This window comes from Algoriphagus locisalis, from assembly GCF_900116615.1.
Lineage (GTDB): Bacteria > Bacteroidota > Bacteroidia > Cytophagales > Cyclobacteriaceae > Algoriphagus > Algoriphagus locisalis.
On sequence record NZ_FPBF01000002.1, the window covers coordinates 550898 to 577464 of the forward strand.

Sequence of the window (26567 nt, forward strand, 5' to 3'; positions counted from 1 at the left end):
TTGAGCAGAGAAATATTGGTTACTGGCATCATTCCGTATATCCATATATTCAAATTTTTCAATTGTGCCTGTCATATATTGGATTCATTCCCCGACTAACTTATGTAAATGAATCGCAGTCAGCTTGATCATATCTTAAAAGCTCACCACAGGGATGCATACCTATGGGCTAGGCAATGTTGCTCTTTTGAGGATGAGATGGCAAAGGATGTGCTTCAGCAGGCATATTTGAAGATTTTGGAAGGGCAGGCAAAGCTAAAGGATGCATCAAAAGCTAAAACCTGGCTCTTTTCGATCATTAGATATACCGCTATTGACGAGATACGAAAAGGCGGAAATGTCGTTTCGCTTTCCGATTCTTATGATCCAGTGGAGATCATTGAGGAAATAGATGCGACTGATTATGAAGGGATAATCAAGCACTTACCAGAAATGCAGCGAGAGGTGATTTTGATGGTTTTTTATCATCAGATGACCATCGCGCAAAGTGCCGAAATCCTACAAATCGGCCTAGGAACCGCAAGAACACATTACGATCGCGGGAAGAAGAAACTCAGGGAATTAATTACTAAAGTTCAAATCCAGGAAGAATATGGAAAATAATGAACAACTAGAACGGTTTTTTGATCAGATGAAAAAGCAGGATGAGCACATTGAAATCCCAGCTTTTCCAGAAGTCCAAACCCGGAAATTCGGTTTTTGGATTCCTACAGGAATAGCTGCGTCTATGATCTTTGCCTTCCTGTTTATCCAAAAACCAGCGCCTGTTGAAACTCCAGCTCCTGAAGTTGTGATTATTACACTTCATGAAGACGAAAATCAAAATCAACATTTCACTATAGAAGAAAGTACGTTCCTAGACACCTGGGAGTCGCCTACAGCTTCTTTATTATCAGAATATTAAGCCAAAAAAAATGAAAAAAATACTCTTCTTATGTCTTATGCTGTCCGCAGGATTTGCAACAGCCCAAGACCTCTTCCAGAAAAATCTATACTCTGCAGATAGGGTGATGGAGCTCCGAAATGATCTTGATCTCAGCGAGGCTCAGGCCACCAAAATCAAGAAAATCCATAGTGAAAATGCAGGTAAGTTCAGCACCATGAAGTGGGATCTGGATGATGAAACCAAAAAGCTTAAAGCACTTCTTGACGAAACTAAAATAGACCAAGTAGCTGTCCAGAAACAAATGGATAAGGTATTAGCGCTAGAAAACTCACTGAAAAAACAGCAGCTGAGCACGATGGTGGCGATCAAAAATGAATTAACCTTCGAACAGCAAGAGATCCTTCAAACACCTCGGGCACAAACTGTAAATGGAGTTAGCATTGCAGGATATGGCAAAAAATCAGTCTCTTCAGGTGACCATGTGAGTGGCTACACATCAAACTACCGAGTAGGCAAACCCCTTTATGGAGTTGCTGAACCTGGATCTTCATCCAACCCTAAAGTATCCGTGGTCGTGGCAGGGACTAATAACTCTGAAAACCCACCACTCTATATTATCAAATCCAAAAATACAGACCTTACTATTCCACACGGGGCTTTGAAGGATATCAATCCGAATGACATTGAAAGTATTAGCGTCTTGAAAGACAAGTCTGCCATTGACCTCTATGGCGAAAAAGGTGAAAATGGAGTAGTTATTATCACCTTGAAAGAGTATCCTAAAAAGTAATTAGATTCTTGGTTTTATAAATGGAAAAGGAGTCCCGCAATTGTGGGACTCCTTTTTTTCATATAGTTATTATTTGATTTTTAAAAGCCATAACCTGTCCCGTGACGAAGGATACGGGATGGAATCTCGCATGAATTATAATCATCCCAGCGTGTGACGCTTGAGTCATGCCTGTCTGCATCATGCAGGCTCGATTTCGCATTAATGTCTAATTCTGACAGGATTTATCCTAGTGGGAAAGAAATCAGTTACATAGACCTTTAAACCCTTTTCTTGGATAAAGTAGATGATTTTCAATTCAAAATTACTTGTCTCCCGATGTAGCACAAATCGAAATTCTTCCTTTTCATTCTGCAGATACTTTTCTTTTGTACCTCTGGAGGGAAAAAGCGCTAAAGATTGGACTGTGTTTTCAATATCAGCTTCTATTTCTAGTGCTCTCTGTAAACTAAAATTATGGATAAGGTATGGCAAAACTTCCTCTTGATACCTATGCAATGCAGACTTAGAAATTTCTATTTCATAGCTTTTTCCTTGAGCCATCGCCTATTTTGATTTCCAAAATCCTTTAGTGAAACAGTTTCACCTCTTTTAATTGACTGGAGAGACTCTTTAGTTCTCGATTCTAGCTCAGCCTGCTCAATCAATTCTTCTAATCTTTCTAGCACGGATGTATCTTTCATTCGCATTACTCTTTCAATCAGTTCTAACTTTAGAGTTTCTAGCACCATTTTTTAAATAGTTTAATTGAACCAATAATTTAGCAATCCTCATCCAGTTTAAGTTCAATCCAGCTAAGTTTTTTCAATTTCAATCCAAAAACCTCCAGCTTGCTTTGTGATCCTTTTTTAGAGGTTGCCCAGCCACTTTTGCTCTTAATATTTCCACTGGCATCGCATTTTGGCTCAATACCAAATCATGGTATTCTTTCTCGGTCATTTTTCCCGAATTGACTACTTCGTCTCTCAACGAATAAAACTCAAGCGCCCCGATCATATAGGCGATTTGATATAATGGCCCATATCCACCTTCGAATGATCTTCTTACCTCAGCTTCGGCATTAGCGCGCTCATGGCCAACTTTATCTACCAATAAATCAATACACTCTTGAGGAGTCATCTTCTCCAGATGATAATTCAGTGAGAAAATGATCCGTGCACAGCGGTGCATTCTCCAGAACAGCATCCCCACTTTATCCTTCGCATCTCGCGGGAACTCCTTGTCCCAAAGCACAAACTCCCAATACAACGCCCAGCCTTCCGTCCAAAATGGCGTTCCAAACATGCGACGATGAGTCATATTTCGCTGGTTCATAAACTGCTGCAAATGATGCCCAGGAATCAATTCATGCTGCACAGTAGCTCTGGAAAAATGTGGGTTATTTCCTCTCATACTCATCATTTTATCGGCATGACTCATTTCAGAAGTTGGGTATGCGATCTGAATGGATTCCCCTCCCAAAAAGAATGGGCTTATCCGCTGACGCTCAGCAGAGATCATGATCGTTCGCCAAGTTTCTTTTGCCAAAGGAGGCACAGTCACCAAATCGTTGGATTCCACATAATCAGTTGCTTCCTCTGCCAATCGGATCACTTCAGCTGGCCATTCTCCAGCCGGGAAATACGCTTCTTTCACCATTTCCAAGGCAGCTTTCCAGTCGTTACCAAACCCCAATTCGTTGGATGCTTTTAGCATTTCTTTCTCGCACCAAGCAAATTGCTTCTCCGCTTCCGCGATCAGTTCTTCCGGACTATACGCGATCATCTCAAAAGCCAACTGCTTCTCTAAGGCTTCTCTGCCAATAGGTCTTCCGATAATTCCACTTCCATCATCTTTCACCGAGTTGGTGTAGTGCTCACGCAATGCTTTTGCATACCCTTTCATACTTTCATCAAGCTTTTTCCAAGGCTCGGGCATCCACCAAGTGAACATGGGATCATAGTCGAAATAATAATTATATGCCTCCCCAGTTGCTCTATCCACAGCTTCTACCGCACTGGCAGCAAGATCAGCTTTCTGCCAGCTATTGTACTTTGGAGTTGAAGGCAGGTTTTTTAATTGCACATCCACTTGCTTCGCTACTTCATTCCAGGAAGCAGCAAGTTTTTGAGGTTCTGGCATTTTGGCTCTTCGCCTTCCCTGATAGAAATCCTCAAGGGGCTTTGAAAATGCCAAAACTTCAGATATTTCATCGAAGGAAGCTTTTTCTATAGCCAACTCAGCCAATTCTTTTTCCAGGTAATTCCGAAAAAGTACATAGTCTATTTTACCATCCTCTGAAAGAGAATTGTAATTCACCTTACCCAAATTGTTCAAATACTCCTGATTGAATTTCTGGATTCTGGAAAAATATTCATCAGAAAGAGAGTTGGAATACAATCTTCTCAATGCCCCATAATCGGCTTGATAGGTCTGGATGGTTTGAGCTAATTCGATAGCAAAACCCAAAGTAGCCATCAAACAGAAGAATAGAATTAGGTAGGTTTTTTTCATAAGAATGGAGGTATTTAAAACCTTAAATTAAATCTTTTGAGACTAAATCATCAAAATGACTCCTTCATATAGCCCATGAATTGTAATTCTTTGATCAGCGGTAAAACTTATTTTTAACAATAACCCTCAAACATTTTGTAATCAATTACTTATATTGATCCAGAGTCACAGCTTTTTCAGAAACTGAACCAAACAGGAATTACTTAAGAGTCTTGACCAGAGTTTTACTAAATCATTTTTAACTATTGCTTTTGCTACATCAGGCCACTTTTTAGCCGTAGCGGGAGCGATGCCCCCAAACCCCATACATATGGAATTAACGATCACTAGTCTGTCAAAGACCTATCCCAATGGAGTAAAGGCTTTGAATGACATTTCTTTGACTATCCCGCAAGGGATGTTTGGACTTCTCGGACCAAATGGAGCTGGAAAATCCACCCTGATGCGGACTATTGCTACGCTTCAAGATCCAGACTCAGGGAGTATCACGTTAGACAATATTAATGTCTTGGAAGATAAACAAGCAGTTCGTGAGCGCTTAGGATATTTACCACAGGATTTTGGTCTTTATCCTAGAATAAGTGCTGAGGTGATGCTTGATCATATTGCTCAAATGAAGGGCATTGGAAACAAATCCGAAAGGAAAGTACTGGTGGAAAGCCTACTTCAAAAAGTAAATCTTTACACTCACCGAAAAAAAGGTCTTGGAACTTATTCAGGCGGAATGCGCCAGCGATTTGGAATTGCTCAGGCTTTGGTGGGCAGTCCCTCACTAATTATCGTCGATGAACCAACTGCGGGACTGGACCCTTCGGAGCGAAACCGTTTCTATAACCTTCTTTCAGAAATCGGAGAAAACACAGTGGTTATTCTATCAACACACATAGTTGAAGACGTGAATACCCTTTGCTCAAATATGGCCATCATCTGTCAAGGAGAAGTTTTGATGCAGGGAAAGCCAGCCGAGGGAATTGCTTCAGTAAATGGTAAAATCTATAAGAAATCAATAGAGAAATCAGATCTGGGTGAATATCGTGAGAAGTACTCTGTGATCTCCACCAAACTGCTGGAAGGAAAACTCAGCCTAAGAATAGAGAGTGATGAAAATCCTGGAAATGGATTTGAAGCGGTTCCTGCAGATTTGGAAGATGTGTATTTCAGTCATATTTCTAAAAAAGTGGATCCCATCACGATTTAATCTGAAGCCATGTTTTTAGATATTTTCATTTTTGAACTAAAATATAGATTCAGTCGTCCCGCGACCTATATCTATTTCTTGATGCTATTGGTGGTCCCATTGCTTTTGGTGGGATTTGGGAATACTCCAGCCTCTGAAAAGGTCTATCACAATGCGCCGATTGTGATTGCAAATCTTCAGTTGTTGATTTCGATTTTTGGGATTCTGATCGCTTCCGCTGTGATGGGAGTTCCTATCTACCGGGACTTAGAGCACAAAACCGGTACTTTCCTGTTTAGTTATCCAATTTCCAAGTTTGCCTATTTTATGGGTAGATTTTGGGGCTCTTTCGCAACGCTGGTATTTATCTCTTTTGGTAGCCTTGTCGGATTTTATTTGGGGACGTTGTTTGGGCCGCTTTTCGGTACAGATGAGCTGCGTTATGGTCCAAATTTGCTGATCAATTACCTGCATCCTTGGATTACACTTTCTCTTCCAAACCTTTGGCTGGCAGGTTCACTCTTTTTTGCACTGATTGTATTTACCAGAAATATTAAGTCAATTTACTCTGGAGGAATAGTTGTTTTCATCATTTATTTACTTGCAAATTTTCTTGCACAAGATATAGAAAACAAGGATTTGGTGGAGATCATGGATCCTTTTGGAATCAACACGTTCGACTTTCAAACGAGATACCTAACACCTTTTGAGCAAAATAACTTTATCCTTCCCGTAGTTGGCAATTTGCTAATCAACCGATTGCTATGGATTGGGGTTGGAATCTTTTTTTTCGCAGCTGCTTACGCTAGATTTAGCTTTACCTATTTCTTTCAAACCCAGCAGAAAAAACCCAAAGCAGAAAAAGAAGAAACGAAAGCTCCCTTGCTTCAAAATGTGCTTGTTAAAGCAAATTTTGCAGGAAACTATCAGTGGAACAGTTTCAAAACACTGTCTAAAATTGAGTTTCAAAACATCTTCAAAGACATCTATTTCAAATCGATCTTGCTCGGTGGATTGGTGTTTTTGATTTTGGATTTTTGGATAGGAAATACGCTTTATTCAGTTCCAAACTTCCCCTCCACCTCCTTTTTGATGGAGTACAAGACCTTTGATTACAACCTCTTTGTATTCATCATTATTGTGTTTTTCACAGGAGAAAGCTTGCATAGAGATAAGTCCTCTGGATACGCTGTCATCAATGATACATTTCCGGTAAAAGACGGAACAGTGATCGCTTCGAAGTTTGCCGGCATGGCTTTTATCTGTCTGATGTTGGCCACTATCCCCATTTTTGTAGGATTGGCCGTACAGACTTTGAAAGGTTATTTCAATTATGATCTAGGCGTATATCTGGTCGATAGTTACTTGATCTCCCTTCCTGATTACCTACAAATGGTGATGTTGGTATTTGCGGTGCATTTGGTGGTCAACAACAAATTTGCGGGTCATGCCGCAGCAATTGGGATCTGGGTTGTGATGATCATATTTCGTGATTTCGCAGGATATGATTTCAATCTATTCTTTTTCTCCTACAAACCGGGTTACCGCTGGAGCGACATGAATGGGCTGGGACATTTTGGGGAACCGCTTTTTTGGTTTAACCTCTATTGGACTGCCATTGGCTTATTCCTGATTCTTTTCTTCAGTATTTTCTACAGCCGTGGTACGGAGAATTCACTCAAGAACACCTTGAAAACAGCCAAAGGAAGATTGACTCAAAGGACCTCCTTAGCGGCATACTTATTTCTGATTATCGGGATTGCCGCTGGAGCCTATATTTTCAATTCGGTAGTTTACCTGAATGGCTATCGAACAAGCGATGAAGGTGAGTTGCGTCAAGTGACTTATGAAAAGCAGTTGAAGCAATATGAGTTTATAGCTCAACCTAAAATCACCAAAGTCAATCTCAAAGCTGATCTTTATCCAATAGAACGGGATGCCAATTTTGAGGCGGCTGTACAGATGGTGAACAAAACCAATGAGCCGATTGACTCAGTTCATTTCAACAGTACCAGTTTGACGGAATTTGAGGTTTTCTACCAAGGGGAAAGTTTACCTTACCGCTTTCCCTTAGTCTATGAGCCTGCCAAATTTCAGATTTTTGGTAAAAAGCCAGTCCGGGAATGGTATAAAATCACTGCACTTCCAGAAACTTTGATGCCGGGAGACACGATAGATCTTGTCGTCAAAAGCAAAGTAATCAACGAGGGATTCCCCAATTCAGGATTTGGTCGAGAGCTGGTTTACAATGGTAGCTTTATTGCAGGAGGAATGCCTGAAATAGGCTATTCAGCTAATAACGAACTGAATAGTGACGAAAAAAGAAGAGAATATGATCTCCCGGAAAAGCTGGAAGATCTACCTCCTCATGACGATCCTTATGGGAGAAACACACTCCTATTCGCTGATGAAGCTGACTTGATTCAGTTTGAGGCTACAGTAAGTACAGTTCCAAGTCAGATCGCTATCGCTCCTGGATACTTGCAGAAAGAGTGGGAAGAAGAAGGACGTCGTTATTTCCACTACATACAAGATACACCGATTCAGGCATTCTTTTCTGTTCTTTCGGCAGAATACGAAGTACTTCGGGATAAGGCAACGTTGAGTTCTGGAAAGGAAGTGGATATCGAAATCTACTATCAGAAGGGTCATGAATACAATCTTGACCGCTTTGTGAACTCCTATAAGGATGGGCTCAACTATTTCTCAGAAACCTATGGAGACTTCCAGTTCAGGCAAATGCGGATCCTGGAATTTCCTCGCTATGCAGGTTTTGCGCAGTCATTTCCTAATACTGTTCCCTTTGCAGAAAGCTTCGGTTGGGTAGCTGATTTCTCTGACCCCAACAGCTTTGACTACGTCTATTACGTAACTGCGCATGAACTTGCACATCAATGGTGGGGGCATCAGATTACTCCTAATTATACCCGAGGAGCTAATTTAATCTCAGAAGCGCTGGCTGAATTCTCAGCATTGATCCTTTCAGAAAGAAAGTACGGCAAGGAAAATATGAAGCGATTCCTAAAAGACGAATTGGATGATTACCTAAGCGGAAGATCGAATGAAGGCAAAAAGGAAAATGTCTTTATCAATTGCAATCGCGCATACCAATGGTATAACAAAGGAAGTTTAATTCTTTATGGACTTCGGGACTTAATCGGTGCAGAAGCGATGGACTCTGCACTTTATAATTTCAATACCGAATTTGGCTTGCGTGAGGCGCCACCTTTCCCTGGAAGTTCGGATCTCTATAGACACCTAGCAGCAAAAACACCAGATAGCTTAATGTATTATCTGGATGATACTTGGAATAAAATCACCCTTTACGACAATAAAGCTGAGGAAGTGACCGCGACTAAAATAGCCGATGGGGAATATGATATCACTTTGAAATTAAGGTCTCAAAAGCTCTATGCCGATTCAGGCGGACAAGAGTCAAATGCCGAATACGAAGGAGATTACATCGATGTGGGAATCTTCGCGGCTGATGATCAGGATGAAAACGGGAAAGATCGTGTCAATCCACTTTTTGTGCAGAAATATAAAATCAAGCCGGGTGAAACCTCACTCACCATCAGAGTAAAAGGTGAGCCTGTAAAAGCTGGAATCGATCCATACAACAAACTGATAGATCGAATACCTGATGATAACACCATCAGCGTGGAGCTAAAGTAAAACGAAAAAGGGTCGTTTCGAATTGAGACGACCCTTTTTATTATTTCCTTTTTCGCAGCAAGGCTACCAATATCAAAACAAAGATAGCTCCTCCTACTACCCAAGCCCAAGGCTGTTGGTACCATTCTTTCTTACCGATGTTCACATCGATATCTAATCCTCCATCTTGAGCATATGCCACTACCGAAAAGAGCATTGTCATTAGGAATAAAAATACACTCTGCGAGTACTTTTTCAATTGATTTTTCATGATTGTATGGTTTTTATTTGAATCTAATATTATAAGTCGCTGCTACTCCAATAGCCTGAATATCAGCCCATGGTTCAGATGTAAATACCTGATTATAAAAAGCGAAAATATTCCAATCGTAATTGTGATAGCCAAGTTGTGGGCGTATGTAAAACCCGCCATCACTGGCGATATCTCCGGTCAAAAAGGTGTAACCTACATCCGTACCCACAAAGAAACCTGAAGGTTCAGGGTAATATCTCAGCATCAATCCCAGCGGGATGGCACCAAAGTCAGGAAGATTTTCCTTCCCAAAATAATTGGTGTATCCTGAAGCTACTCCAAGTCCGAAATTATCCGTTCTCATAAACTGCGCTGCCACATCCAGACCAAGCGCAAAAGAAGAAAAGTCACCTATGTCTCCTACCGGTACTCCCATATTAAGACCTAGTTTCAGCCAGGAGTTATCTTCATTGATATCTTCGATTTCTCTGGTGGCTTGTGCGTAAGTAGCGAAAACTGCCATCATTAAGGCAAATGATAATACTAATTTTTTCATTTTTGGTGTTGGTTTGTTTTTCCTCTTGTCTTGCCAAACCAAATGCCATGAAAAAATCGAAGCTTCCAAAAAATGGTCTAAAAGCCTCTATCCATGCAGTTAACAGGTTTTAACATATCTATTCCAGATTTCTGAAAAAACAAATACACCAACACCGTACACCCTACTTTGGGGAATATCCTTCCCAATAAAGCGCGATTAACCCATTTTTTACTCCAATTTCCTCCAATCTTTTGGGGTCATTTCCGTGAGCCCCTTGAATGTCTTGTTGAAATGGGAAAGCGTCTGAAAACCCACTTGAAACGAAACTTGGGATATACTTAAATCAGTCTCTAACAGTAATTTCTTGGCTTCGGTGACTCTTAGCTGTTGTACATATTGCGTAAAAGTCCTCCTAGTCCTCAGTTTGAAAAATCTACAAAATGCTTCTTTACTCATATAAGCCTGTTCAGCAACTTCCTCCAAACTTATCTGCCTTTTGCTATTATCAAGGATGAATCTCATCACCTGATCCATCCTGCGCCCATCTCTCTCAGTCATTGTTTTCATAACGGGGATTTGGTTCAAAGCCACCATATCCATACTCGTAAAGTCCAACAGAGACAATATATGAATGCAATGCCGTAACCTAGTGAGCCCCGAATAATCGCCAAACTCAGCTAGCAACGAAGCTATCTCTTCTCTAGTCTCTCCCAAAATCTTGAAGCAACCAGCTATTTTCTCATTTAGATGAATGAGATCATGGAAGTCTTCCACCTCCGAGAAAGCCTTGTTCATCGCTTTAAAATCAAAAAACAATGTATTCCCACCTATCTGGAGATTGCTGTCCTCCTCGTAATAAGCCGAATCACTTCGGAAAACATGCGGGATACTTTCCGGGAGCAAATACACATCTCCAGGCTCAAACCTCCCCACATAATCACCCACCAGGAGTTGTCCACGACCTTCCAAAATCAGTGTCAACTGGGCTTGGGGATGCTGGTGAAGACTGTCGTAAAAGTGTTTTCCGCGATCTTCTTGGTATTGTATAAATGAATTATCAGACTTTGGAATCTGAAAGGATATAACTTTACTCATATGTCATAATAGGCTTGAATTAGTAAATAAACCTAAATTTACTTGAATTATGATCAAAATAGTATCATTATTTATTAAAAGACAACTTTCATACATTTGATTCCTACCCTACCTTTGAAATAAAAAAAGCTATGAACTGGAAAGGCGTATTCCCTGCTGTAACGACTAAATTCCATGCCGACGGAAGTCTGGACATGGATCTATTTTTCAAAAACATCGACTACCAACTAGAATCCGGCGTTCATGGTATCATTCTAGGCGGAACACTCGGTGAAAGCTCTGTGCTAACTCAAGAGGAAAAGATCACATTAACCCGTGAAACGGTAAACTATCTGGACGGTAAAGTCCCTGTGATTTTGAATATCGCTGAAGGAGCAACTCAAGAGGCACTCTTCTGGGCTGCCAAAGCTAAAGAGCTTGGAGCTGCAGGTCTGATGATTTTGCCTCCGATGAGATATGCTGCGGACGCAAGAGAAGTCGTGGCTTATTTCAAAGCTGTGGCAAATAGTACTGACCTACCGATCATGATCTATAACAATCCAGTGGATTACAAGACTTTGGTCACCTTGGATATGTTTGCTGAGTTAGTGGAATGTGAAAATATCCAAGCAATCAAAGAATCAACTCGGGACATCTCCAATGTCACTCGAATGAGAAATAGATTTGGTGACCGATTCAAATTGCTTTGCGGTGTTGATACGCTTGCTATGGAAGAATTGGTAATGGGAGCAGATGGCTGGGTTGCAGGTTTGGTCTGCGCGTTCCCAAAAGAAACAGTGACCATCTTCAATTTAGTAAAAGAAGGCAAAAACGATGAAGCTAGAGAGATTTATCGTTGGTTCTTACCACTCTTGGAACTTGACATTCATCCAAAACTAGTTCAATACATCAAGCTTGCTGAGCAACATTGCGGTATTGGAAGTGAGCATGTAAGAGCTCCGAGATTGACATTGATCGGGGAAGAGCGCACACGCATTGAGAAAATCATTACGGACGGGATTGCCAAAAGACCTAAGCTATAAGCTTTAAGGCAAATGGCATCTGACTTGCACGTTTTTTACTATCTTCAAACTATTAACCTTTTAAACCTACAATTCCTATGATTGACGAAATTTTCAACGCAGCCCACGAGGCTTTCTTAACGTACAAAAATCTCCCTGCAAATCTCAAAGCAGACTTCTTAGATACCATTGCGGAAATCTTGGAAGCCAACCGAGCTAATATTGTACCTGTAGCGGTAAAAGAGTCTAATCTTCCTGAAGGGAGAATCAACGGTGAACTGGGAAGAACAACCGGCCAAATTAAACTTTTCGCAACCATGGTAAGAGAAGGAAGTTGGCTGGAAGCGACTATAGACCCAGGAGATAGAAATCGTGAGCCAATGCCAAAAGCAGACATCAGAAAAATGCTCACTCCAATCGGACCAGTTGTGGTCTTTGGTGCGAGTAATTTTCCACTTGCATTTTCTACGGCAGGAGGAGATACTATTTCAGCGTTAGCAGCTGGTTGTCCGGTTATTTACAAGGGTCATCCCGCTCACCCTGAGACATCCAGATTGGTAGCCGAATGCATACATAAAGCTGTAATCAGTTCAAATCTACCTGAGGCAGTGTTTATCCATGTAGAGGGAGGAATCGAAATTGGACAAGCTTTGGTGAAGCACCCGCTTGCAAAAGCAGTGGCATTTACCGGTTCTCACAATGGAGGAAAAGCGCTATTCGATCTGGCAAGTCAGCGTGAAGAACCTATTCCTGTTTATGCAGAAATGGGATCTGTGAATCCTGTTTTCACTTTCCCAGAGAAACTGGGAAATGAACTGGTTCCACTCGCACAGTCTTACGTGAGTTCCTTGACTTTAGGCTCAGGACAGTTTTGCACCAATCCAGGATTGATCTTCGTACCTAGTTCACATGCAGCTGCTTTTGAAGCTGCTATGGCTAAAGAAATCAAGGATATCGCCGGCTCCCCAATGCTGCATCCGGGCATTGCCAGTGCTTATTATGATTCCATAGAGTACTACCAAAGCCGTCAAGAACTTAAGTGGATCAAAGTAGCAGACCCTAAGCATCTAATCAACGGAAGTCCGGCTTTAGCTGAGATAAAAGCTGCAGACTGGATCGCTGATGATGTGTTCCAAAAGGAAGTTTTTGGAGCCTTTGCTTTGATGGTCGTTTATGATTCGCCAAATGAATTGATGGAAGCTGCCAAAAAACTTCACGGACAATTAACAATCACAGTCTGGGGAGACATTCCTGAGCTAAAGGAAAATGCTGCACTAATCAATATCCTTGAAGAGAAATGTGGCAGATTGCTATTTGCAGGTGTTCCTACAGGTGTTGAAGTCGGCTATGCAATGCAGCATGGAGGACCTTATCCATCCACTACAGATTCCAGAAGTACTTCCGTAGGTGCTGGTGCAATCAAGCGTTTTGCTCGCCCAATTGCCTTCCAAGATATGCCTGCTGATTTGTTACCAGACGCTTTGAAGAATGATAACCCAATGAAAATAGTAAGGCAAGTGAATGGGAAGTTTACGGTAGAGAAAATTAACTGATTTGGGATTTTAGATTTGAGATTTACGGCATTATGCTGGACTCCATAGGTCATTGAAATGATATGCGTCTAAATCCACTTTACCACCTTCCAACTTAAAACACTAGCTCAATTTCCCAATATTTCAATTTTCCAATCTTGAATTAGTTCATGTCAACACGACACACTTTCTCCTGCATCGATGCCCATACCTGCGGCAACCCGGTGCGGGTAGTTTCTGGGGGAGTTCCCTTTTTGAAAGGCGACAACATGCTGGAAAAACGCCAGTATTTTCTGGATAATCTAGACTGGATCAGAACAGGATTAATGTTCGAACCGCGAGGTCATGATATGATGTCTGGCTCAATGCTTTTTCCACCACATAATCCTGAAAATGATGTGGCTGTGTTGTTTATTGAAACAAGTGGATGCTTGGCGATGTGCGGACACGGAACGATCGGGACTGTGACCATTGCCATTGAGGAAGGATTAATCTATCCCAAAACTCCCGGAAAGCTTAGACTGGAAACTCCTGCTGGCCTGGTGCTAGTGGAGTACAAGCAGGAAGGCAGAAAAGTCAAGTCCGTCAAGCTTACGAATGTGAAAAGCTTTCTGGCTGCTGAAGGCTTGGAGATTGAATCCGATGAACTTGGAAAACTGAAAGTGGATGTTTCTTACGGTGGCAACTTCTATTGCATCGTTGATCCTCAGGAAAACTTTCCAGGATTGGAGCATTTCAAGGCTGAACAATTGATTTCTATGGCCCGCTCGCTTCGCAAGAAGATGAATGAGAAATATGAGTTTGTTCACCCAGAACACCCAGAAATAAAAGGACTTTCGCATGTGCTTTGGACGGGTAAAACGCTTGACCCAACTAGTACTGCTCGCAATGCAGTATTCTACGGAGATAAAGCTATAGACCGCTCGCCTTGTGGTACGGGAACCTCAGCTAGATTGGCACAATGGTACGCAAAAGGGCTTTTGAAACCAGGTGAAGACTTCATCCATGAAAGCTTCATTGGCTCTAAATTCATTGGCAGGATCGAAGAAGAAACAGAAATTGCCGGCAAACCAGCCATCATTCCAAGCATCGAAGGCTGGGCAAAAGTTTATGGATATAACACCATCATACTTGATGACGATGACCCGTATGTGCATGGATTCCAAGTGATTTAGTCCTTTGAGGTGTCATTATGAGCGACAAAGGAGCGAATAATCTCCTCGAAGGTCTTTTCTGAAAAGTACTTATTAACTAAACCTTCGAGGTTTTATAAACCTCAAAGGTTGTGCTATAAAAATGAAACCAACAATCATCATCGGCGGCGGAGTAATCGGCCTTTTTACTGCTTATTTTCTTGAGAAAGAAGGAATAGAAGTACAGGTAATCGATCAAGGTGACATGCAAGTGAATTGCTCCACTGGCAATGCAGGCATGCTCGTGCCTAGTCATATTATTCCTTTGGCAGCTCCAGGCATGATCAGCAAGGGTATTTCTTGGATGTTTTCTTCCAAAAGTCCATTCTACATCCACCCGCGTCTTGATGCTAAATTACTGAAATGGTGTTATCAGTTTTATAGAGCAGCCAATCCAAAACACGTGGAGCGAAGTGTTCCAATTTTGAAAAACCTGAGTTTACTCAGCAAAGCACTTTATCAGGAGTTTCGGGATGAGCATCCTGAATCTTTAATCGCTCTTCAGGAGAAGGGTTTGATGATGATTTATCAGACCGAAGCCGTTGAAAAAGAGGAAATCGAATTTGCCCATCTTGCGAATGCCAACGGTTTACAAGCAGATATTCTAACTCCAGAGGACATTCGAACTTTCGAGCCAAACCTAGAAGTAAAAGCCCGTGGGGCAGTCCGTTTTCCTGGAGATGCCCATTTGGATCCGGGGAAACTCTATGGCTTCCTAAAGAGTTACTTACAAGAAAAAGGAGTGAAATTCTTGCCAAATACCACGGTAACTGATTTCGAAAAAAGCGGCAATACGGTCAAAGCCGTTATCACGGATAAAGGTAAAATCGATGCAGAGAAAGTAATACTTTGCGGAGGTTCTTGGTCGGGAGAGTTGGCAGATCTGCTTGGTTTCAATCTTCCAATGATGGGTGGCAAAGGCTATTCCTTCTTGCAAGAAAACAAGCCTGAGATCATGCAATCTTCGATTTTAACAGAATCGAAAGTAGCGGTAAGTCCTTACGGCGAGCAAATACGCTTTGGAGGCACCATGGAAATTGCCGGTACCAATCAATCTGTAAACATCAATAGAGTGAAAGGGATTTTTGAATCCATTAATCGCTTTTACCCAGACTTCGAGGCAAAGTTTCCGGAACAAAATAAAATCTGGAAAGGCCTAAGACCATGTTCACCAGATGGACTTCCATACATAGGTTTTGCTCCAGGTTATTCCAACGTAATGGTAAATTCAGGCCATTCAATGATGGGTGTGAGTTTAGCTCCAGCTTCTGGCAAAATCATCAGCGAATTACATCAGCAGAAGGATACAACTTTGGAACTGAAAGGTTTTGAAGTGGATAGATACATTTAAGTACTCTAAGGTATTCAGAACCTCGAAGGACTTTTTTTGTTTACTGTTTTTTCAAGCCATTTCATTAACTTTCATTTATGGAATCAGATAAAAAAGATCTTGTAGAAGAGCCGTTTACAGAATATGGAAGGTATTCTTATGCGGACTATTTGACTTGGGAGATCGACGAGATGGTCGAACTCATCAAGGGAAAAGTATTTCGATCTGCCGCTGCAGCGCCTAGACGAAAGCATCAAGAAATAGCTGGAATGTTATATTCTCAATTTTTGATTCACCTTGAAGGCAAACAATGCAAAGCATTTATCGCCCCATTTGACGTAAGGCTTCCAGTGAAATCCCGAAAGAATGAAGACATATTCACGGTAGTTCAGCCTGATATATGTGTGGTTTGCGATCGCTCGAAATTGGATGATGCAGGATGTGTCGGAGCGCCGGATTTAATCGTCGAAGTGCTTTCCCCAGGAAACAATAAAAAAGAGTTACAGAACAAATACGAAGTTTACGAAGAGTCGGGAGTTCAGGAATATTGGATTATTTCTCCCTATGAGGAGACTTTGATGATCAATACGCTCACTGCTGGTAAGTATATTTCTTCCAGACTTTTTACACGTGGAGACATCGTCAAGTCTGAATGCATCGCCGGATTTGAACTGGATCTGGAAGAGTTTTTTGAGAAGATAGATTAGAAAGTCAAAAAAAATCCCGCCTCAGGAGAAGCAGGATAACTTTTGTAAGTAAGACAGAGTTTATTATCAAGTCGTATAAACAGAATTGAACATCACATAGTCGGTCGTCAAATCTGATCCCCAGCCTATTCCTTCTTCTTCACCGGTATTCAGCTCCATATGCACTCTGATATGAGATTCACGAAGAAGCTTTTTCATATAGGATTTTTCAAACTCAACAGGATTTCCTTTATCTAGTACTTGGACTAGATGTTTTTGATCTCCGATGAAAAGATTTACTTTTTTGTAGTTGAAGGCCACCCCGGCATTTCCAGCTGCTGCAACTATTCTCCCCCAATTTGGATCTCTGCCAAACATCGCTGTTTTCACCAAAGTCGAATCTGAAATAGCCCGAACCAATGTTCTGGCAATAGCCTCTGATCGAGCCTTGGTCACTTTGTACTCTATAAACTTAGAAGCACCTTCACCATCCGAAACAATCAACTTAGACAAGTGCGTCAGCATTTCCAGTAGTTTCTCCAAGAAAATCTCATATCCCGGATCATCCTTAGATTTCACTTTTCTATTACCAGCCAAGCCATTCGCCAGCACGGCCACCATATCATTGGTAGAAGTATCCCCATCAACTGTAATCATATTGAAAGAGCGATCTACACAATAGGAGACAGCTTCTTGAAGTAGCTTCTCATCAATATTAAAATCAGTCACCACAAAAGCCAGCATGGTTGCCATGTTTGGATGGATCATCCCAGAACCTTTGGCTACTCCGCCCATATTTACCGTCACTCCTTCATATTCAAAATCGATGAAGCCTTCCTTGGCAAAGGTATCAGTTGTCAGGATTGCATTCGCCACAAATGATCCGGCCTTAATTTCTCCGCTTAGTTTAGGGATATTGACTTTCAATCCTTCCACCACATCTTCGGTAGGGAATTCCACTCCAATAATACCCGTAGAAGCTACAATCACATCCTCTTCAGGAATCCCAAGAGCTTCTGCAGTAGTTCTTACCATTGCTTCAGCTCCCTCTCTTCCTTGATCTCCAGTACAGGCATTCGCATTTCCTGCATTACAGATGATCACCTGAGCGCGGTTGTTTTCAAGGTTTTTCTCGGTGATTTTAATAGGCTCAGCACGGACTTTATTTTGAGTCAAGGTACCAGCTGCTGCTGCTGGAACTTCTGAATATATAATGGCCAAATCCCTTTTCATGGATTTCACACCAGTGTGCGCACCCCAGCATTTGATGCCACGTACGTTTGTAATATTTTTAATCATCTTTTTCTAAATTATGATTTTATAATTCTTCTTTTTTGCCAAAAAGCTAACTATTCATAGAAGCAGCTCATTTCTAGCATTATGGCGACTTCGGTCTTCGGTCTTATGGCTTCAATGGCACTTGGTTCAATCCAGCGGACTCTGTCAAGCCAAACATTAAATTCATATTGTGTACGGCCTGACTTGCGGCGCCTTTTAGCAAATTATCGATTGCTGAGATCACAATCACTCGCTCCGTTCTAGCATCCCAAACAGGAAACACATCGCAAAAATGACTTCCACGCACGTCTTTGATTCCCGGAGCTTGGTTCCTCAATCTAACAAATGGCTTGTCTTTGTAAAAATCACGATAGATCTCAGTCAATTTTTCCTGATTCATTTCGCCTTTGATTTTGGCGTAAGCGGTCACTAAAATCCCTCTATCTACGGGCAGCAAATGAGGCGTAAACTGAACCGCAGTTTGGCTACCTGCCAATCCACCGAGTTGCTCTTCGATCTCTATAGTATGTCTGTGACCAGCGATTCCGTAAGCTTTGAAATTCTCATTTACATTGGAAAAATGCGTGGTTGCGCTGGCTTTAATACCTGCTCCTGTGAGACCTGATTTGGCATCGATGATCAAGGACTTCTCTTCGACCAGCTGCTTCGCAAAAAGCGGAGCCATGCTCAAAATCGATGCGGTAGGGTAGCAGCCTGGATTTGCAACCAAGGTTGCCAACTTAATTTTGTCAGCAAACAGCTCCGGCAAACCATAAACAGCGCTCGCAAATCCTTCTGGATAACTGTGCTTTTTGTTATACCATTCTTCATATACTTCTTTGTTAGAAAGTCTAAAATCACCCGAAAGATCTATAATTTTCGCTCCTGAATCTTTCCACTTTGCCACAAAATCCATGGAAACACCATGAGGCAAAGCCAGGAAAATCACATCCAATTCTTTATTACTGACTTCCTCTGCACTTACCAAAGGAATATCTAATCTGCTGAAAAACTGTGGGTGTAAGTCCGAAAATGGCTTGCCCACATGTGATTCAGAAGTGATCATTTCTATAGAAACTCCTTCATGATTCAGGAGTAATCTAGCCAACTCAGAACCTGTAAATCCAGAGGCTCCGACTATGGCTACTTTTAATTTTTGATTGCTCATATTAGGCGGATACGGTGGTTTCGGTTAAGATTTCGTCAAGTTTCTCCAAGAAAATATTCAGCTCATCTCTGCTAATGTTGAGTGCAGGAACTAGCCTTAAAATATTTCCCGCAGTAGCATTTGCCACGATTCCTTCCTCAAGCAATCTCAACACATAAGGCTTGGCTTCAGACTTCATTTTCACGCCTAGCATCAAACCTAATCCTCTCACGGACTCAAGTTCATCATGCTTTGCAATCAATTCTGCCAATTTCCCTTGCAGCCATTCGCTGGTTTCAGTAGCTCTTTTGCAAAGCTGCTCCTCATTGATCACCTCAATAGTCGCTATCGCAGATGCAGCTACAAGTGGATTTCCTCCGAAAGTCGTTCCGTGATCGCCAAACTCTATGGCACTTGCTACTTTTTCATTACAGAGAACTGCTCCTATCGGCGCGCCTCCACCTAGGCCTTTGGCCAAAGTCATGATATCTGGCTGTACTCCGAAATGATCTTTCGCAAACCATTTTCCAGTCCGACCGATACCGCATTGGATTTCGTCAAAAATCAACAGTATGCCTTTCTCATCACACAATTTTCGCAGTCCTTCCAAATACGCTTTTTCTGCAGGAACAACTCCTCCTTCACCTTGAATAGGCTCTACAATCACTGCTGCAGTTTCGGCATCAATTTCAGCTTCTACCGCTGCAAGATCATTAAATGGAACTTGGGAAAATCCTGTTGGGATCGGCCCAAAACCTTGTTGATATTTTTCTTGCCCAGTTGCTATGGTCGCCAAAGTTCTTCCATGGAAAGAATTGTGCATGGAAATAATTTTCCCACCCCTTTCATGCTTGTGCGCATATCTACGGGCAATTTTAATAGCTCCCTCCACAGATTCTGCACCGGAATTCGTCAAGAAAACCCGATCCAATCCTGAGATTTTAACAAGCAATTCACTAAGAGCAACCTGCTGTGGACTCACGAAAAAGTTAGAAATATGCATCAACTGAGCTGCTTGCTCCTGAATCGCTTTCACGACTTTTGGATGGCAATGCCCCACATTATTTACTGCAATTCCAGCCAATAAATCAATGTATTCCTTACCATCTGCATCCCAGAGTCTGCTTCCTTTGCCTTTAATAAACGCTAGTGGAAAGCGATTGAAGGTCGGTAAGTAATTTCCTTTGTCTTTGGTATATAAATCTTGATTTGTCATAGTCTTTTATAGGGTCAAAGTGGTTCCAATTTTTTCATTGTCGATCACGTACGTTGCGATCTGCTCAGGCCTGGTGCCATTCAGGATAATTGCTTTTCCCACACCTTCTTTCAATGCCAGCATACAGGATTGAATTTTTGGAATCATTCCACCCTGAATGGTTGTTCCCATATGCTTATTTACAGCATTTTCATCCAATTCACGAATGATAGATGCAGGGTCGGGATAGTTGAGAAAAAGTCCATCCACATCCGTTAATACGATCAATTGGTTAGCTTTTACGGCTGCTGCGAGTTTCCCGGCAAAAGTATCCGCATTGATATTATAAGAAGTGCCATCTGCTCCATCTGCCACACAAGCGACAACAGGCACATAGCCAGCTTCGCAAAGTAAATTAACCAGGCTATCGTCGATTTCAGTGATCTCACCGACCAAACCCAAATCGACAATACTGCCTTCAGCTGATTTGTGATGATATTTTTTGGCTCGCACCATCCCTCCGTCTTTACCGGAAAGGCCGACAGCTTTTAATTTATTATGATTTAGCGTGGATATCAAGTCAGCGTTGACTTCTCCGATGAGAGCTTTTTGGATTTCTGCGAAAGCAATGGCTTCCGTCACTCTGAGGCCATCCACAAATTGTGATTTGATGGCTGCTTTTTCTAGGGCTTTATTGATAAATGGCCCACCTCCGTGTACCATGATGACTTCAAATCCCGCTTCCCGAAGTTTAAAAATCTGTGCCGCAATTTCCTGCTGCAACTGGGGATTCACCATCGCATTCCCACCATATTTGATGAGAATTCTTTGCTTAGACATTTCTACTTTTTTTATATTTAATTGATTTTTTCCGAACCTGACTCTCCCTTATGGAGGGACAGAAATAGAAACAAATCAGAATTGAATTACAGTATTAGAATGTTGATAATTTGATAAATACAGGTTTAACTTATTTAACCTGCCATTATTTAAACAACCTTCGTACCGAAAGAGGATATTTTGCAGATTAGGTTCATCTTATTGAAATAGTGAAACAAAAAACTCTTAAAAGTCAAAAGACAAATATTTCTTTGGTAACAAAGGCTGACAAGCTGGCAGTTTTAATTTTAAATCTAACTATCAAATCCTAACACCCCCTCAATATTTTTTGGAGAAATTACGTCAAGAGTCGCCTTCGGGTATGCCGCTGTGAATGTAGAAGGAAACCTAACTTTGGCTTTTTCGCTCCACTTACATTCTATTGCTTTCATGCCTTCTTCTGATTCTTCTATAAAATCAATTTCCTGCTGTGCCGTTGTTCTCCAGAAATAATAGTTAGCATCCACGTTGTTATAAGCCTGATACTTCATCCGCTCTACGATAAAGTAATTTTCCCATAGCGCTCCCACATCCGTTCTATTTAGAAAAGGATTGAAATTTCCTAAAATCGCATTTCTGATCCCGCAATCGTAAAAGTAAATTTTCTTCCCTTTCTTTAATTCAGTTCTTATATTTCTGTTATACGCTGGAATCCTAAAGATTACGAATGCCTTTTCCAGTAGGTCTATGTACTTTTCTACCGTAATCTTATCCGCTCCTACTATTTGCGCTAACTCATGGTAATTAACTTCACTACCAAGCTGAAGCGCCAATGCTTTAAGCAATTTCTCAAGCAAAATCGGCTTTTTGATTTGCTCCAGCATCAACAAATCTTTGTAAAGATAACTTCCCGCAAGAAGTTTCAGCAACTCCTTTTCTTTTCCTACGTGTGTGACAATTTCCGGATAATACCCATAAATCATCCGCTGCTCAATTAGACGTTTTTCAGCCAATAAACCATGATGATTTACCATTTCTCCAAAACTCAATGGAAAGAGAAAGAATTCAAATTTCCTGCCTGTCAAAGGTTCATTCGAGAGATTTACCAAATCAAATGCAGATGAACCCGTAGCAATTACTTGCACGTCTTTGAGTTGATCTACGACTATTTTCAGAGTAATCCCAATGCCTGGAATTCGCTGCGCTTCGTCAATAAAAAGGATTTTATGATCCCCTAGTAAGTTCTTTAACCGCGTAGCTGTGGTATCTGTTAGCTCCGATCTCACATCGGCTTCATCTCCATTTAGATATAACCAGGTTTGACCAGATTCTTCCAATAATTTTTCGCAGAGTGTACTTTTTCCAACCTGTCTCGGCCCTAAAACCAGGATGGCTTTATTTCTGAACAAACGCTCTTTAATGGAAGAGAGAAGATTTCTAATAATAGCAGTTTGTGACATAGTAAAGAGGGCTAATCACAAATTTAATATAATTTTTGTGATTCAAATCACAAAATATAGCTATTATTTGTGATTCAAATCACAAAAATCACGGATACAGTTTAGTTTGAAATAATTTAAAACCAGTACAAACCGCTCTTAATTTGACTCCAATACCTTCACCATCTTATCAAATCCCTTTTTGATTTCTGTGAATTGTCGTTCCCGGGAAGCTTCCAAATCTTCTTTTGTAGCATTGGTGGCCACCTCGAATTGTTCATAGATTTCAGAAAACTCTATAGAACGCTGATTCCCTTCCAATCCCCAAGTCGCCAAATAAGCACCTAGCTTTTCTACCTTCAATCCTACATGCGGCACCGCATAACTCAATGCCGTAATCGCTCCATGCAAACTCGTGCCCACATAGCATTTCGCATTTGCGATCAGGTACATGATATCCCAGATATTGTCTGCATCAAAATAAGTAAAAGGGCTTTTCAAAAGTGTCCCTATCTCCTGAAGAGCTTCATGATCGTCGTGATCCAATGCTTTCCCAATTGGGCAAAGGCAGATTTCAGTATTCCCTTTTTGATAAATCTCATCCAGACCATCCGCAATGGTCTGCTCATGACCGCGTGTGGTTTTCTTATTTATTTGAGCAAAAACATACTTTCCAGAATGCTCAGCCACATATCCAGCCACCTCTTGGGTGACATTTTTATGCAGGAAATTCAACGGGTAAAACTCAGACATCAAAATCGCTGAATCAGGAAAGAGGTCAGCGCTCAATCCATTTTCCTTTAAATTATTCACTGTCAATTGATCCCGCACTGCAAAATAATCCGCATTCTGAAGCTTATCTTTCAAGAAATCATACTTTTCGAAAGTGGCTACACTTAACCCTGATCCACCGAGAGAATTCAGCGTCACAGATTGTACTCCGGCAAAATCTGATTTGTCAAACACGAAAGGAAGCGTGGTCTTTCCTTTCAGGATCTTCTTAGTCCAGCCATTGAGATCCAACAATTTATTTACCCGGACATGCCTCTTATTAATTTGTTGGAAAAGTGGATTCAGCGCAGCATAAAGCGAATTCCATGTCACTCCCAATGCCTCACCACCCGCGATAATCACATGAACAGGATTATTTGGATCATTACAGGCTTTGTAAAACTTCTGTAATCCCTTGGTCGGCAAGCCTCCAACAGATGTAAGATCACTCTCAACCAAACCGAAATACTCAAATTTAAAATCCTTACCGTATGTACTCAATTGCCTTTCGATCACCAATGGAAAAAGTAAATCCCCGTAATTGTATCGATCAAAGGCTCCAATAATTAAGACTTTTGTCATGTGTTTGTTTTTAGTCGTCAGGCCATAGACCACAGTCCACAGCTGGTAAAGCTGAACCTCGAACGCTTAACTAAATTGCCTTTGGGACAACCTTCAACGCTACTCAGTTCAGAATAATAATATCCTTGCAAAAAAGATACTTGATTTTAAATCCAGAGAAATTAAGCTGAGGAACTATTTTTGGTAAGTAGGACGTAAATTCAGTACAAAATCATCAAAAGACTATTTTGAGCACCAAACCAGTTGCAGTCCACCGTATTTTTTCAGGTTCAGTCTGGGGAATTTTAGCCAAAATCCTGGATGCTGCCGCCAAGTTTGTTACCATACCCTTATTGGTGGGTTTTTATGGCAAAGCGGACTACGGATTGATCGCTTTGGCCTTTTCCCTCAATGCCTATTTAAGGCTAATGGATTTGGGAATGAACGTGGGTTCCGTACGCTTTTTCTCCATGTGGGAAGCCAAAGCTGACTGGCAAAATATCGGAAAAGCTTCAAGATCCAGCATTATTTTCTACGGGACGATTGGTCTGGTCAATGCGCTGATTTTCATATTTATGGCCAACTACGGCCAGTTTTTCTTCAATCTAAAACCTGATCAGATCCCGACGTACAGGATCATGATGTACATTCTTTCGGCAAGTACAGTTCTCAACTGGCTGTCGAATGTGATCATCCAACTCCTCAGCGCCAAAGACGAATTGGGTTATGTGAATCGGGTGACGGTGGTCAGTAGCGTATTGAACTTCATGGTCGCAATTATCGCCATTCATTTCAAGTGGTCACTCCCACTTTATTTTCTTTTCTATACGATTTCCACGCTTGTCCCTATACCACTGAATATTTTAAAGTTGGGAGTTTTTCCGATCCCTAGGACTCAACTTCTTAAACCACAATGGGATGGGAAGATTTTTAGAGAAATAATCGGCTACAGTTCTGCGATATTTCTGATGGGTTTATTCCAGCTCACCGCAAATGAATTACGGCCAATCTTATTGGCAAAATTCGCCTCGGGTATCGATGTGTTGACGGATTATCGTGTAATTCAGACGATTGCGATGCTGATCATTTCCTTTGGAACGATCTTCCTTCAGGTACTTTTACCCTCAGCTTCCAAAGTATATCAAGAAGGAAATCATCCTAAGATGGAGAAAATGGTTTTCACTGCCACACGATACATTTCTATCTTTTTAAGTTTTATTGTCTTTCTGCTGGTGCTGAATTCGGAATCAATTCTCCTCCTCTATATGGGGAAGGATTACCTCCATTTGGCGGTTTGGCTGAACATTTGGCTGCTCACTGTGCTACTCAATATGCACAATACTCCCGTGGCTAGTCTGGTTCTTTCTTCAGGCAAAACCCGCTTCCTGATTTACTCCTCCGCGACGGCTTGTATTCTTTCCCTTCCGATTACAATCATTCTAGCTCCCACGCTAAATGTAGGCGCTGCGGTTATTGGGTACTTAGCTTACATGCTGATTCAGATCGGTTTTTTCTATATTTATTACATTCCAAAAGTGCTGAAACTCGATAGCAAGAAGATTTTCTTTGGCGCATTTTCTCCTTCTGTACTGGGTGCTTTGATTGCTTTCGCAGTCGCTTTTGGAGCTGGAAAATGGATAGAAATGCCGGAAGGTCTGTTAGGAATGATTATCAGCTCCCTTATTTTCACTACGGTTTTTGCCGCAATTCACTTTCTGTTTATCATCAAATCAGCGGATATTGAATTTCTACGCACAAAACTTTTGAAAAGAAAACCATCCAATGAGCAAGAATAAATTTTCGATTTGTATTCCTGCTTACAAGAGCAAATACCTGCAAGAATGCATCGCTAGCATACTTGCACAGACCGTTGCGGACTTTGAACTGATCATTTTAAACGATTGCTCGCCTGAGCCAGTGGAAGAAATTTCGCTAAAAAATCAGGACCCACGTATTCGCTATTTCAAAAACGAAAAGAATGTCGGTGCTTATGATTTAGTGGACAATTGGAACAAATGCATAGAGTTATCCACTGGGGAATATATCGTCATAATGGGGGATGATGACCGTTTAGCACCGGATTATTTGGCAGAATTTGAAAAGCTGATTCAATCCTACCCAGACTTGAATGTCTACCACTGTCGCAGCAAAATCATCGACGACGATGGAAATGATGTGATATTAACTCCAGCACTTCCGGCTTTTGAATATGTTTATGATTCGATCTGGCATCGACTGCGTCAATTGCGCTCAAACTACATTTCAGATTACGTTTATCGGGTTACTTCCTTGAAAGCACAAGGTGGTTTTTACAAACTTCCGCTTGCCTGGGGGTCGGATGATATCACCGCCTTTATCGCCTCAGCAAAAAAGGGCATTGCTCATTCGAATAAACCCGTCTTCGAATATCGAAGCAACCGTCTTTCCATCACCTCCACAGGAAATGACCTGCATAAAATGATGGCTGACTTGAGCTATTCGGTTTGGCTGGAAGATTTCTTGAAAACCAATCCTCCACATCCTTCTGAAAAAGTCATTTACAATCATTTGCTGAGGGAAAAAGGCAAGTACATGCATGATAAGAAGCTTTACACGATGATGCTTTCCATGCGAAGCAATCCTCTGGAGAAAGCAAAAACCTGGATGAATGCGCGGGATAAGTTTGGTTTATCCATCAAGGACATCGGTCTTTCGCTTGCGAAAAGCATGAAATCAAAAAGCTCCTGATG

General features: G+C 41.4%; 24 protein-coding genes. 12 read left to right on the forward strand and 12 right to left on the reverse strand.

Features of this window, described 5'->3' with window-relative positions:
- The first annotated feature begins 108 nt into the window (after positions 1–108).
- From BM386_RS07385 to BM386_RS07395, 3 genes are read left to right on the forward strand one after another with little or no spacing between them, the layout of a single operon-like run.
- The gene (locus BM386_RS07385; protein ID WP_091692419.1) at positions 109–603 is read left to right on the forward strand and encodes an RNA polymerase sigma factor; all 495 of its coding nucleotides are present in this window, start codon (positions 109–111) and stop codon (positions 601–603) included.
- Positions 593–904 carry a hypothetical protein gene (locus BM386_RS07390; protein ID WP_091692420.1) on the forward strand — a complete coding sequence of 104 codons (312 nt, stop codon included), beginning with the start codon at positions 593–595 and terminating at the stop codon, positions 902–904. Before BM386_RS07385 ends, BM386_RS07390 begins: the two co-directional genes overlap by 11 nt.
- A gap of 10 nt (positions 905–914) precedes the next feature.
- A complete protein-coding gene (locus tag BM386_RS07395; RefSeq protein WP_139235869.1) occupies positions 915–1676 on the forward strand; it encodes a Spy/CpxP family protein refolding chaperone in 762 nt (253 codons plus the stop codon).
- A 201-nt stretch (positions 1677–1877) separates the two neighbouring features.
- Here BM386_RS07395 and BM386_RS07400 read toward each other — a convergent pair whose 3' ends face one another.
- From BM386_RS07400 to BM386_RS07410, 3 genes are all read right to left on the reverse strand, one after another.
- The gene (locus BM386_RS07400) at positions 1878–2219 is read right to left on the reverse strand and encodes a hypothetical protein (protein ID WP_091692422.1); all 342 of its coding nucleotides are present in this window, start codon (positions 2217–2219) and stop codon (positions 1878–1880) included.
- Positions 2192–2407, reverse strand: coding sequence for a hypothetical protein (locus BM386_RS23605; RefSeq protein WP_091692423.1), 216 nt, complete (start codon positions 2405–2407; stop codon positions 2192–2194). The genes BM386_RS07400 and BM386_RS23605 overlap by 28 nt, the downstream gene beginning before the upstream one ends.
- A 79-nt stretch (positions 2408–2486) precedes the next feature.
- Complete coding sequence (locus tag BM386_RS07410; RefSeq protein ID WP_091692424.1) at positions 2487–4169, reverse strand: DUF885 family protein; 1683 nt, start codon at positions 4167–4169, stop codon at positions 2487–2489.
- 310 nt (positions 4170–4479) lie between these two features.
- Here BM386_RS07410 and BM386_RS07415 point away from each other — a divergent pair, with 310 nt between their 5' ends.
- Together BM386_RS07415 and BM386_RS07420 are read left to right on the forward strand one after the other, a co-directional pair.
- The gene (locus BM386_RS07415; protein WP_091692425.1) at positions 4480–5367 is read left to right on the forward strand and encodes an ABC transporter ATP-binding protein; all 888 of its coding nucleotides are present in this window, start codon (positions 4480–4482) and stop codon (positions 5365–5367) included.
- Between the two features lie 9 nt (positions 5368–5376).
- Positions 5377–9021: an ABC transporter permease/M1 family aminopeptidase gene (locus tag BM386_RS07420; protein ID WP_091692426.1), complete on the forward strand. Its 3645-nt coding sequence runs from the start codon at positions 5377–5379 to the stop codon at positions 9019–9021.
- 40 nt (positions 9022–9061) lie between these two features.
- Here BM386_RS07420 and BM386_RS07425 read toward each other — a convergent pair whose 3' ends face one another.
- The 3 genes from BM386_RS07425 to BM386_RS07435 all read right to left on the reverse strand — a co-directional run bounded on the left by BM386_RS07425 (position 9062) and on the right by BM386_RS07435 (position 10886).
- Positions 9062–9271, reverse strand: a complete 210-nt coding sequence (locus BM386_RS07425) for a hypothetical protein (protein WP_091692427.1) — start codon at positions 9269–9271, stop codon at positions 9062–9064.
- 13 nt (positions 9272–9284) lie between these two features.
- On the reverse strand, positions 9285–9809 hold the full coding sequence (locus BM386_RS07430) for a hypothetical protein (RefSeq protein WP_091692880.1): 525 nt from the start codon (positions 9807–9809) through the stop codon (positions 9285–9287).
- A gap of 210 nt (positions 9810–10019) precedes the next feature.
- On the reverse strand, positions 10020–10886 hold the full coding sequence (locus BM386_RS07435; RefSeq protein WP_091692428.1) for a helix-turn-helix transcriptional regulator: 867 nt from the start codon (positions 10884–10886) through the stop codon (positions 10020–10022).
- A gap of 131 nt (positions 10887–11017) precedes the next feature.
- Here BM386_RS07435 and BM386_RS07440 point away from each other — a divergent pair, with 131 nt between their 5' ends.
- The 5 genes from BM386_RS07440 to BM386_RS07460 all read left to right on the forward strand — a co-directional run bounded on the left by BM386_RS07440 (position 11018) and on the right by BM386_RS07460 (position 16649).
- Positions 11018–11908: a dihydrodipicolinate synthase family protein gene (locus BM386_RS07440; RefSeq protein ID WP_091692429.1), complete on the forward strand. Its 891-nt coding sequence runs from the start codon at positions 11018–11020 to the stop codon at positions 11906–11908.
- Positions 11909–11985: 77 nt separating this feature from the next.
- Positions 11986–13440, forward strand: a complete 1455-nt coding sequence (locus tag BM386_RS07445) for an aldehyde dehydrogenase (NADP(+)) (protein ID WP_091692430.1) — start codon at positions 11986–11988, stop codon at positions 13438–13440.
- A gap of 149 nt (positions 13441–13589) precedes the next feature.
- Positions 13590–14594: a 4-hydroxyproline epimerase gene (locus BM386_RS07450; protein ID WP_091692431.1), complete on the forward strand. Its 1005-nt coding sequence runs from the start codon at positions 13590–13592 to the stop codon at positions 14592–14594.
- A gap of 121 nt (positions 14595–14715) precedes the next feature.
- Entirely contained in the window at positions 14716–15963 is a 1248-nt protein-coding gene (locus BM386_RS07455; protein ID WP_091692432.1) for an NAD(P)/FAD-dependent oxidoreductase, read from the forward strand.
- 77 nt (positions 15964–16040) lie between these two features.
- The gene (locus BM386_RS07460) at positions 16041–16649 is read left to right on the forward strand and encodes a Uma2 family endonuclease (protein WP_091692433.1); all 609 of its coding nucleotides are present in this window, start codon (positions 16041–16043) and stop codon (positions 16647–16649) included.
- 66 nt (positions 16650–16715) lie between these two features.
- On the opposite strand, the gene argJ is transcribed toward BM386_RS07460, so the two are convergent.
- From argJ to BM386_RS07490, 6 genes are all read right to left on the reverse strand, one after another.
- Entirely contained in the window at positions 16716–17927 is a 1212-nt protein-coding gene (gene argJ, locus BM386_RS07465; protein ID WP_091692434.1) for a bifunctional glutamate N-acetyltransferase/amino-acid acetyltransferase ArgJ, read from the reverse strand.
- A 103-nt stretch (positions 17928–18030) separates the two neighbouring features.
- Positions 18031–19074, reverse strand: a complete 1044-nt coding sequence (argC, locus tag BM386_RS07470) for an N-acetyl-gamma-glutamyl-phosphate reductase (protein WP_091692435.1) — start codon at positions 19072–19074, stop codon at positions 18031–18033.
- 1 nt (position 19075) lies between these two features.
- Positions 19076–20269, reverse strand: coding sequence for an aspartate aminotransferase family protein (locus tag BM386_RS07475; protein ID WP_091692436.1), 1194 nt, complete (start codon positions 20267–20269; stop codon positions 19076–19078).
- Between the two features lie 6 nt (positions 20270–20275).
- Positions 20276–21088: an acetylglutamate kinase gene (gene argB, locus BM386_RS07480; RefSeq protein WP_091692437.1), complete on the reverse strand. Its 813-nt coding sequence runs from the start codon at positions 21086–21088 to the stop codon at positions 20276–20278.
- A 293-nt stretch (positions 21089–21381) separates the two neighbouring features.
- Positions 21382–22527, reverse strand: a complete 1146-nt coding sequence (locus BM386_RS07485) for an ATP-binding protein (protein WP_091692438.1) — start codon at positions 22525–22527, stop codon at positions 21382–21384.
- Positions 22528–22665: 138 nt separating this feature from the next.
- Complete coding sequence (locus tag BM386_RS07490; RefSeq protein ID WP_091692882.1) at positions 22666–23859, reverse strand: polysaccharide pyruvyl transferase family protein; 1194 nt, start codon at positions 23857–23859, stop codon at positions 22666–22668.
- A 227-nt stretch (positions 23860–24086) separates the two neighbouring features.
- Between BM386_RS07490 and BM386_RS07495 the strand changes: the two genes are divergently transcribed.
- Positions 24087–25634: a lipopolysaccharide biosynthesis protein gene (locus BM386_RS07495; protein ID WP_091692439.1), complete on the forward strand. Its 1548-nt coding sequence runs from the start codon at positions 24087–24089 to the stop codon at positions 25632–25634.
- Positions 25621–26565, forward strand: coding sequence for a glycosyltransferase family 2 protein (locus BM386_RS07500; protein ID WP_091692440.1), 945 nt, complete (start codon positions 25621–25623; stop codon positions 26563–26565). Before BM386_RS07495 ends, BM386_RS07500 begins: the two co-directional genes overlap by 14 nt.
- Positions 26566–26567: the final 2 nt, after the last annotated feature.